General features: G+C 67.2%; 5 protein-coding genes. 4 read left to right on the top strand and 1 reads right to left on the bottom strand.

The genetic code is table 11. The features are described from left to right. Nucleotides 1–506: 506 nt before the first annotated feature. Complete coding sequence (locus ACFWPH_RS10465; protein ID WP_378749670.1) at nucleotides 507–1,247, bottom strand: RluA family pseudouridine synthase; 741 nt, start codon at nucleotides 1,245–1,247, stop codon at nucleotides 507–509. A gap of 532 nt (nucleotides 1,248–1,779) precedes the next feature. Here ACFWPH_RS10465 and ACFWPH_RS10460 point away from each other — a divergent pair. From ACFWPH_RS10460 to narJ, 4 genes are all read left to right on the top strand, one after another. Beyond that, a complete protein-coding gene (locus ACFWPH_RS10460; RefSeq protein WP_378749668.1) occupies nucleotides 1,780–3,015 on the top strand; it encodes a nitrate/nitrite transporter in 1,236 nt (411 codons plus the stop codon). A gap of 140 nt (nucleotides 3,016–3,155) precedes the next feature. Next, nucleotides 3,156–6,851: a nitrate reductase subunit alpha gene (locus ACFWPH_RS10455; protein ID WP_378749666.1), complete on the top strand. Its 3,696-nt coding sequence runs from the start codon at nucleotides 3,156–3,158 to the stop codon at nucleotides 6,849–6,851. Continuing rightward, nucleotides 6,851–8,521 (top strand): nitrate reductase subunit beta, encoded by a 1,671-nt coding sequence (narH, locus tag ACFWPH_RS10450; RefSeq protein ID WP_378749664.1) that lies wholly within the window; start codon nucleotides 6,851–6,853, stop codon nucleotides 8,519–8,521. Before ACFWPH_RS10455 ends, narH begins: the two co-directional genes overlap by 1 nt. Then, nucleotides 8,518–9,201: a nitrate reductase molybdenum cofactor assembly chaperone gene (gene narJ, locus ACFWPH_RS10445; protein ID WP_378749662.1), complete on the top strand. Its 684-nt coding sequence runs from the start codon at nucleotides 8,518–8,520 to the stop codon at nucleotides 9,199–9,201. Before narH ends, narJ begins: the two co-directional genes overlap by 4 nt. The last annotated feature ends 312 nt before the right edge of the window (nucleotides 9,202–9,513 follow it).

Here is a 9,513-nt window from a genome sequence, read left to right as displayed (position 1 = left end):
GTTGGTGGGTGTGTTTGGGGGGGGGGGGGGTGGGCCCTGGGGGGGGTGGTGGGAAGCCGTGGGGGGTGGGGGTGGCGCAGTCTCGCTTCGAGGACTGAAGCACGACGCGGGCCGAACCCTCCCAGGGCCTCGCTGAACTCGGCACCATGGTGGTTCCGTGGGCCGATGTCACGCCACCCAGCTTAGGACAGTCGGCTGGTGGCAACGCCGGGGATATGAGGCACGCCACTATCTGCCCACGTATGTATGGTCCCGGACCGAACGTGCCGTCGAACCGCCGGTGTCGGCCGCGCTTCCCATCGGTCCGGATCCGGCGGTGTCGACGCAGCACGCTCCCGCATGTGCCGGGCGCTGTTCTCGAACCCGGGGAGCCGGCTGCGCGTGAATCGGGCACGGTGCCGTCGAGACCATCGCGCGCCGCGCGGGTGGGCGCCGTGTCGGACTACCGCCGGTTCATGGGAACGGCTGTCCACGGGCGCCATCGCGGTGGCCGATCATCGGATCTGTCAGTCGGGGAGAGTGGCCGGTGGGTGAGGGAGCGGGGCCCAGAAATCCTCATCGGGGGGTGCTTCCAGATCGAGCCGGCCGCCGGGACGCCAGTCCGCGCTGAGGCGTAGCCGCCAGGAGTGCAGGTGGGTGCGGGGGTGGGTGCCGGTGCGGTCGAACAAGGGGTCACCGGTGATGGGGTAGCCGATCCAGGCCAGGTGTACGCGGAGCTGATGGCGGCGGCCGGTGATCGGATACAGGGCTACGACGGTGTGCTCGTTGTGCCGGGCCACGACGGTGAACTCGGTGCGGGAAGGGTAGTTCTTCGCGTTCAGCAGGTCGGCGTCGGTGACGAACCAGCGGTCACCGGTGCGCTGGATGGTTTCGCGGGGCGCGGCCACCCGGACCCGGTTCTTCCGGCCGACGCTGAGCGGCAGTTCGACGACCCCGCGGTCGGGCAGCGGTTCCGGTCCGGCGGCGACGACGGCCAGATAGGTCTTCTCGGCGGTCTTCTTGTTGAACTGGCGGGTCAGCTGCCCGTGCGCCGGAAGCTGCCGGGCCAGCAACACCAGACCGGAGGTGACCTTGTCTATCCGGTGCACCGGATACAACTTCTCGCCCGTGGCCTCGGCGGCGGCGACGATATCGGTATCGTGCCGCTCCCCGGTGACCGAGATCCCGGCGGGTTTGTTCAGCGCCAGAATCGCCTCGTCCTCGGCGAGCAGGCAGCGGGCGCGCAGCTCGGGCCAGTCGATATCCACCGGTCGAGCGTAAGAGCCGGGTCCGGAGCCGGGATCGGCAGGACCGGGGATCAGCCATTTTCGCGGCCGACACCGAGCGTGCGCCGCAGCAGGCCGACACCGGGCGCCGTCTGCGCTGCCGGCCCCGCTGTGCGGAGGTCGGGCGCACAGGCGCACGGCGGATACGGCAGCCGTGAGTGCAACGCCCAGTGTGATCACGAAACTCCCGGAATCCCGGATGGGCCGACAACTTCGCAATCTTGCAGGCAGAATAAGGCGTGCCGCCGCCTTCGCCCAGGTCGTGCGAAGGCGGCCGATGGAGCCACTCGGCTGTTGCCGGGGCTCGGTTCCGCCTGTTGTCCGGCCGCGCGACGAGGGCTGGGCCGATGTTCGTCGGGCGGATCGACTGTACGGCCGTGAGTCATCGCTAGCGCAGTACGGCGACCCGGGACGTGATCGTTGTCCCGGTCGCGCTGGACCGAAATCGCCCCGTCGAGCGGTTCGTGGACTGGGCGCAAAGAGTTTGCCGGACCGACCCTCCTCGGGAGCAATGGTGGCCTCTTCGACTCCGCTGAACGCCGGTCGCGCCCTGGCCGGTGATCACACGATGACCGGTGGACGCACCCTGATGCTGATCGTGGCGACCGTAGGGTTCGCGCTCAACTTCTGGGCGTGGGCCCTGCTCAGCCCGCTGGCGCCGCGGTTACGGGAGGAACTGGGGCTCAATTCGTTCCAGGAGTCGCTGGTGGTGGCGGTCCCGGTGATCGTGGGATCGCTGGGCCGGATACCCGTCGGTGCGCTGGCCGATCGCTACGGCGGACGGCTGATGTTCCCGGGGGTTTCGCTGATCACCGTGGTGCCGGTGCTGTTCCTGGGCCTGGTCGGCCATTCGGCGCTCGCGGCGTTGCTGATCGGTGGGTTCTTCCTCGGCGTCGGCGGCACGGTGTTCGCGGTCGGGGTGCCGTTCGTGAGCCGCTGGTTCCCGCCGGAGAAGCAGGGACTGGCGATCGGGGTATACGGGATGGGGATGGGCGGTACCGCCATCAGCGCCCTCACCACCGTGCAACTGGTGGATATGGGCGATACCGCGACCCCGTTCCTGCTGTGTGCCGCGGCGCTGGCGGTGTACGCGATCGTCGCCTGGTTCCTGCTGCGCGACGCTCCCGGCCGGACCGCGCCCACCGAATCGATGACCACTCGGCTGAAGCAGACCATGCGCCTGCCCGCCACCTGGGAAGCCTCGGCGTTGTACGCCGTCGCGTTCGGTGGTTTCGTGGCGTTCTCGGTGTACCTGCCGTCGTATCTGCGCACCGCCTACGACCTTTCCCAGGCGGACGCGGCCAACAGAATGGCCGGGTTCGTACTGCTCGCGGTGATCATGCGGCCGGTCGGCGGCTGGCTGGTCGACCGGTTCCACGGACCGGTGGTACTGGCCACCACCCTCGGTTTCGTGGTCGCCGCTGCCGCGGTACAGGCCGCCACCCCGGACCTGATGCCGGTCGGCACCATCGCGTTCCTGGTGCTGGCCGCGGCACTCGGGGCGGGTAGCGGTGCGACCTTCGGGCTGGTCGCGCAGATAGCGCCGCCCGGAAAGGTCGGGTCCATCACCGGGTTCGTGGGCGCCGCGGGCGGTCTGGGCGGTTTCGTCCCGCCGCTGGTAATGGGCGCCATCTACGAATCGACCGCCGATTACGGCCCGGGGTTGCTCGCACTGGCCGCGGTCGCGCTGGCCGCGCTCGTATTCACCCTCACTGTCGTACGCCGTGAAGTCGCCCGGCAACGCAGCTGAGGCGTCCCGATCGACGATGCAGAAGGAGTACCGATGATGCGACACCTCCGCCGGCGTTCCCCCCTCCCTGGAGGTCTCGTGAGGTGTCACTTCCGCACCGGTCTCCGAGCATCAGAAGTGCACCTTTCCGAGGAGGTCGTATGACCGGTGGGCGACGCGGCTCCGGCGAGACGCGGCTCGACGGCGAACTCACCGACGCGCTGGTGGGCACCCGGCGGTTCTTCACCCGCGCCGAGGTCTCACCGGACCGGCGCTCGATGTACGAAACCGGCGGGCGGCAGGCCGACGAGTTCTACCGGGACCGCTGGAGTCACGACAAGGTGGTGCGGTCCACGCACGGGGTGAACTGCACGGGGTCGTGTTCGTGGAAGATCTACGTCAAGGACGGGATCATCACCTGGGAAACGCAGCAGACCGACTATCCGTCGGTCGGCCCGGACAAACCCGAATACGAACCGCGCGGTTGCCCGCGTGGCGCCGCGTTCTCCTGGTACACCTATTCACCGACCCGCGTGCGGTATCCGTATATCCGCGGTGTCCTGCTGGAAATGTACCGGGCGGCGAAGAACGCCATCGGTGACCCGGTACGCGCCTGGGCGTCCATCGTGGAGGATCCGGAATCGGCCCGGCGCTACAAGGCCGCGCGCGGTAAGGGCGGTCTGGTCCGGGCGACCTGGGACGAGGCGACGGAGATGATCGCCGCCGCGCATATCCACACCATCGAACAGTACGGCCCGGACCGGATCGCCGGCTTCTCCCCGATCCCGGCCATGTCGATGGTTTCGCATGCCTCGGGGGCCCGGTTCGTATCCCTGATCGGCGGGGCGATGCTGTCGTTCTACGACTGGTACGCCGACCTGCCGGTCGCGTCGCCGCAGATGTTCGGCGACCAGACCGATGTGCCGGAGTCGGGGGACTGGTGGGATGCCGGCTATCTGATCATGTGGGGCTCGAATCTGCCGGTGACTCGCACGCCGGACGCACACTGGATGGCCGAGGCCCGGTATCGGGGGCAGAAGGTCGTGGCCGTGTCCCCGGATTATGCGGACAACGTGAAATTCGCCGACGAATGGCTGGCCCCGCACCCCGGCACCGACGGCGCCCTGGCGATGGCGATGGGGCATGTGGTGCTGCGGGAATTCTTCGTCGAACGGGAGGTTCCCTACTTCGCCAGTTATATCCGGCAGTTCACCGACCTGCCGTTCCTGGTGCGGCTGGAGGAGAGCGACAGCGGCTATCTACCGGGAAAGTTCCTGACCGCCGCCGATCTGGACGAATACCTCGGAACCGAGAACCCGGCATTCAAGACGGTGGTGCTCGACGCCGAGGGCAGGCCGGTGGTGCCGAACGGTTCGCTGGGGTATCGCTTCGGTGAAACCGGCGCCGGCCGCTGGAATCTCGACCTCGAAGGGGTCCGGCCGCAGCTCACCCTGCTGGGTGACAATGCGGTCACCGTATTGATGCCGCGTTTCGACACCACCGGCGGTGAGGGCGCGACCGTGCAGCGCGGCGTCCCGGTACGCCGGGTGAACGGGCACCTGGTCACCACGGTTTTCGATCTGTTGCTGGCGCAGTACGGGGTGCACCGTGCAGGTCTGCCGGGGCTGTGGCCGGTCGACTACGACGACCCCGCCCAGCCCTACACCCCGGCCTGGCAGGAGTCGATCACCGGGGTTCCGGCGGCCGCGGTGCTGCGGATCGCGCGCGAATTCGCCGCCAACGCCGAGGAGAGCCACGGCCGTTCGATGATCGTGATGGGCGCCGGTACCAATCACTGGTTCCATTCCGACACCATCTACCGGGCGTTCCTCACCCTGACCACGATCACCGGCTGCCAGGGCGTCAACGGCGGGGGGTGGGCGCACTATGTGGGTCAGGAGAAATGCCGGCCGGTGACCGGGTGGACCCAGCTGGCGTCGGCGCTGGACTGGTCGCGTCCGCCGCGGCAGATGATCCAGACCGCCTACTGGTACCTGCATTCCGATCAATTCCGCTACGACTGGTTCGGCGCCGACACCCTCTCGGCCGCGCACGGCGGCGGTCGCCTGGCCGATATGACCACCGCCGATGTGATCGCGCAGGCGGCGCGGCTCGGCTGGATGCCGTCCTATCCGACCTTCGACCGCAATCCGCTCGATCTGGTCGACGCGGCCGCGGCCGACGGCGGATCGCTGGCCGGGTACGTGGTCTCCGAACTGCGGGCCGGGCGGATGCGGTTCGCCTGCGAGGATCCGGATGCGCCGGAGAACTTTCCGCGTGTACTGAGCGTGTGGCGGGCGAATCTGCTCGGCTCGTCGGCCAAGGGCAACGAATACTTCCTGGAACATCTGCTCGGCACCGAATCCTCGCTGCGCGCCTCGCCCACTCCGGCCGGTGCCCGGCCGCGCGATGTGGTGTGGCGGCCCGAGGCTCCGCGCGGCAAACTCGATCTGCTGCTCACCCTGGATTTCCGGATGACCAGTACGACCCTGTTCTCCGATATCGTGCTGCCCGCCGCCACCTGGTACGAGAAGCACGACCTCAACACCACCGATATGCACCCGTTCGTGCATTCGTTCAACCCGGCCATCGCCGCGCCCTGGCAGACCCGCAGCGACTGGGACGCCTTCCAGGCGATCGCCGAGAAATTCAGTGAGCTGGCGGGGCCGCGGCTGGGGGTCCGTCAGGATGTGGTCGCGGTGCCGCTGCTGCACGACACCCCGGACGAACTCGCCACACCGCACGGCCGGGTGGCGGATTGGAAGTACGGCGAAACCGAACCGGTCCCCGGCGTCACCATGCCGAAACTCGTCGTGGTCGAACGTGATTACGGTGCTGTCGGCGCCAAGATGCGTGCCCTGGGGCCACTCGCGGAGAAACTCGGCGCCACCACCAAGGGGGTCACCTTCGACCTCGCCCCCGAAGTCGATTATCTACGGCACAAGAACGGCATGATCCGCGGCGGCCCCGCCGACGGCAGGCCGTCACTACAGCGCGGAATCCAGGCCGCCGAGGCGATTCTGGCGCTGTCGGGCACCACCAACGGCCGCCTCGCCACCGAGGGGTTCCGTACCCTGGAGCAGCGCACGGGCGTGCCGCTGGCCGATCTGGCCGCCGAACACGAGGGCAAACGCATCACCTTCGCCGATACCCAGGCCGCGCCGGTACCGGTGATCACGTCACCGGAATGGTCGGGTTCGGAGTCGGGTGGTCGCCGGTACTCCCCGTTCACCATCAATGTCGAACGCCGCAAACCGTGGCATACGCTCACCGGCCGCCAGCATTTCTATCTCGACCACGACTGGATGGCCGAACTGGGCGAGGGGCTGCCCGTTTACCGCCCCCCGCTGAATATGGCGGCGCTGTTCGGTGAACCGGGTATCGGCTCGGTCGGCGAACTCGGCGTCACCGTCCGCTACCTCACCCCGCACAGCAAATGGTCCATCCACTCCGAATACCAGGACAACCTGTTCATGCTGAGCCTGTCCCGGGGCGGGCCGACGATCTGGATGTCACCGCAGGACGCGGCGAAGATCGAGGTCGCGGACAACGAATGGGTCGAGGCGGTCAACCGTAACGGTGTGGTCGTGGCGCGGGCCGTGGTCTCGCATCGGATGCCGGCCGGCACGGTGTACATGTATCACGCGCAGGACCGGCTGATCGACGTCCCGATCAGCGAAACCTCCGGGCAGCGCGGGGGTATCCACAATTCGCTCACCCGTCTGCTGATAAAACCCAGCCACCTCATCGGTGGCTACGCCCAGCTCAGCTTCGCGTTCAACTATCTCGGTCCCACCGGAAATCAACGCGACGAGGTGACGGTGATCCGTCGTCGCGGTCAGGAGGTGAGTTACTGATGCGGGTAATGGCGCAGATGGCGATGGTGATGAATCTCGACAAATGTATCGGCTGCCATACCTGTTCGGTGACCTGCAAACAGGCGTGGACCAATCGGTCCGGTGTCGAATACGTCTGGTTCAACAATGTGGAAACCCGGCCCGGACAAGGCTACCCGCGCACCTACGAAGACCAGGATAAATGGCGGGGCGGCTGGGAACTGAACCGCCGCGGCAACCTGAAACTCAAAGGCGGCGGCCGGTGGAAGAAATTGTTCACCATCTTCAGCAACCCGATCCTGCCCGAACTCAGCGACTACTACGAACCCTGGACCTACGACTACGAGAACCTCACCACCGCCCCCGCCCAGCGGCACACCCCGGTGGCCCGGCCGAAATCGCTGATCACCGGTAAGGATACGAAAATAGAATGGTCGGCGAACTGGGACGACGACCTCGGCGGCGCCACCGAATACGGCGACCGCGACCCGCTGCTGGGCAAACTCGCCGAAAAGGTCCGGTTCGAATTCGAGCAGACCTTCATGTTCTACCTGCCCCGGATCTGCGAGCACTGCCTGAACCCGTCGTGCGCGGCATCGTGCCCGTCCGGCGCCATCTACAAACGCAGCGAGGACGGGATCGTCCTGGTCGATCAGGACCGCTGCCGCGGCTGGCGGATGTGTGTTTCCGGCTGCCCCTACAAGAAGGTGTATTTCAACCACCGCACCGGAAAAGCCGAGAAATGCACCTTCTGCTTTCCGCGGGTCGAGGTGGGGCTGCCCACCGTCTGCGCGGAGACCTGCGTGGGCCGGTTGCGCTATATCGGCCTGGTGCTCTACGACGCGGACAAGGTGCTCGAAGCCGCCGCCACACCCGACGAACAGGGTCTCTACCAGGCGCAACGCGATGTGTTCCTGGACCCGGCCGATCCGGAGGTCCGGCGGGAAGCCGAACGCGCCGGAATACCCTACGACTGGGTGGAAGCCGCGGACAGATCACCGATCTACGCGCTTATCAACACCTACCAGGTCGCGCTGCCGCTGCATCCGGAATACCGCACCATGCCGATGGTCTGGTACATCCCGCCACTGTCACCGGTGGTCGATATCGTCCGCGATACCGGTCACGACGCGGAGGATTACGACAACCTCTTCGCCGCCATCGAGGCCCTGCGTATCCCGGTCGACTATCTCGCCCAATTGTTCACCGCCGGCGATCCCGCCCCGGTCACCGATGTCCTGCGCCGGCTCGCCGCCATGCGCAGCTATATGCGCGATATCAATTTCGGCCGCGAACCCCGGGAGCGGATAGCCGAGGCGGTCGGGATGACCGGCGAGCAGGTCTACGATATGTTCCGCCTGCTCGCGCTCGCCAAATACGATGAGCGCTACGTTATTCCGCCCGCACACGCCGAACAGGCGCACGGTCTGGAAGAACTCGCCACCGAATGCAGCCTCGATTACGAAGGCGGCCCGGGAATGACCGCATCGGGGCCGTTCGGGGAAAGCTCCGGTGGACCGGCACCGATCGCGGTCGAGAACTTCCATATGCTGCGCAACCGGCAGACCGCCGACGCAACCACCACCGTGCGCGGACAGGGCCGGGTGAACCTGCTCAACTGGGACGGTAAAGCCCCCGACGGTCTCTTTCCGCCCACCGACGACAACCCGTCCGGATCGGAGCGGCCGTGAAGAAAAACGGGAAGATCGACCCCGCCCTCCAATCCGCCGCATGGCAGGCACAATCGCTGCTGGTCGGCTACCCGGACGATGCGCTGCACCGCAACCTGCACCTGCTCGGCGCGGTCGTCGCGACCCTGCCGCCAACGGTCGGCGATCCACTCGCCCGCTTTCTCGCCCACGTACAGCGCCGCTCCCTGTTCGAACTGGCCGCCGACTACGTCGCCACCTTCGACCACCGCAAACGCTTCAGCCCCTACCTCACCTACTTCGCCTACGGCGACACCCGCAAACGCGGGATGGCGCTGCTGCGTTTCAAACAGGCCTACCAGGCCGCCGGGCTACGGTTGAGCGAGGAAGAACTACCCGACCATCTCTCCGTGGTTCTGGAATTCGCCGCCTCCGGGCACGCCGAAACCGGGGTGCGGTTACTCACCGAACATCGCGCAGGCCTCGAATTGATGCGCCGCGGACTCCACGAAACGGGTTCGCCGTGGGGCGATGTGCTCGATTCGGTGATCGCGACGCTCCCCGCCCTGGCCGGCCGCGAAGAAGACGCCATCGCCCGCCTCATCGCCGAAGGTCCCCCCGAGGAAGCCGTCGGCCTGGCCCCCTTCACCCCACCCCAATACCTCCCCGACCCAGCCATGCCGCCACAGCGCCGAAACCATGTTGCTCACCAACCCGGATAGATATCCCGGGCCCCTCAGGGGCAGGGCGTACCCTTCTGCCGCCCTTTGCGGGCGGTTCACCCCGATGGGCGGGGCCCGCCCCTGGTCTGGAGCGACGGAGCGGGGGAGCGAAGCGGAGGAGCGGAGGAGTGAAGACCAGGGGTTAATAGGGCCCCGACCTCGAGGCGCGGAGCGTCTCCAAAATTACAGCCCGCCCCTTCACGGTTGGACCACCCGGTGGAGCTTTCCGGTTGGCCCACTCCGGCAGTGCCTTACGAGTAGTTCACCCCGAGGCCGCCTTCCGGAGGATCACCCCGACAGCGCATTACAACC

Source organism: Nocardia sp. NPDC058499 (assembly GCF_042719915.1).
Lineage (GTDB): Bacteria > Actinomycetota > Actinomycetes > Mycobacteriales > Mycobacteriaceae > Nocardia.
This window is presented reverse-complemented; position numbering and strand designations above follow the sequence as displayed.

Bases quoted from the DNA above. Each gene is read 5' to 3' on its own strand.
- ACFWPH_RS10455 (WP_378749666.1), top strand. From the start codon at position 3,156: ATGACCGGTGGGCGACGCGGCTCCGGCGAGACGCGGCTCGACGGCGAA.
- narH (WP_378749664.1), top strand. From the start codon at position 6,851: ATGCGGGTAATGGCGCAGATGGCGATGGTGATGAATCTCGACAAATGT.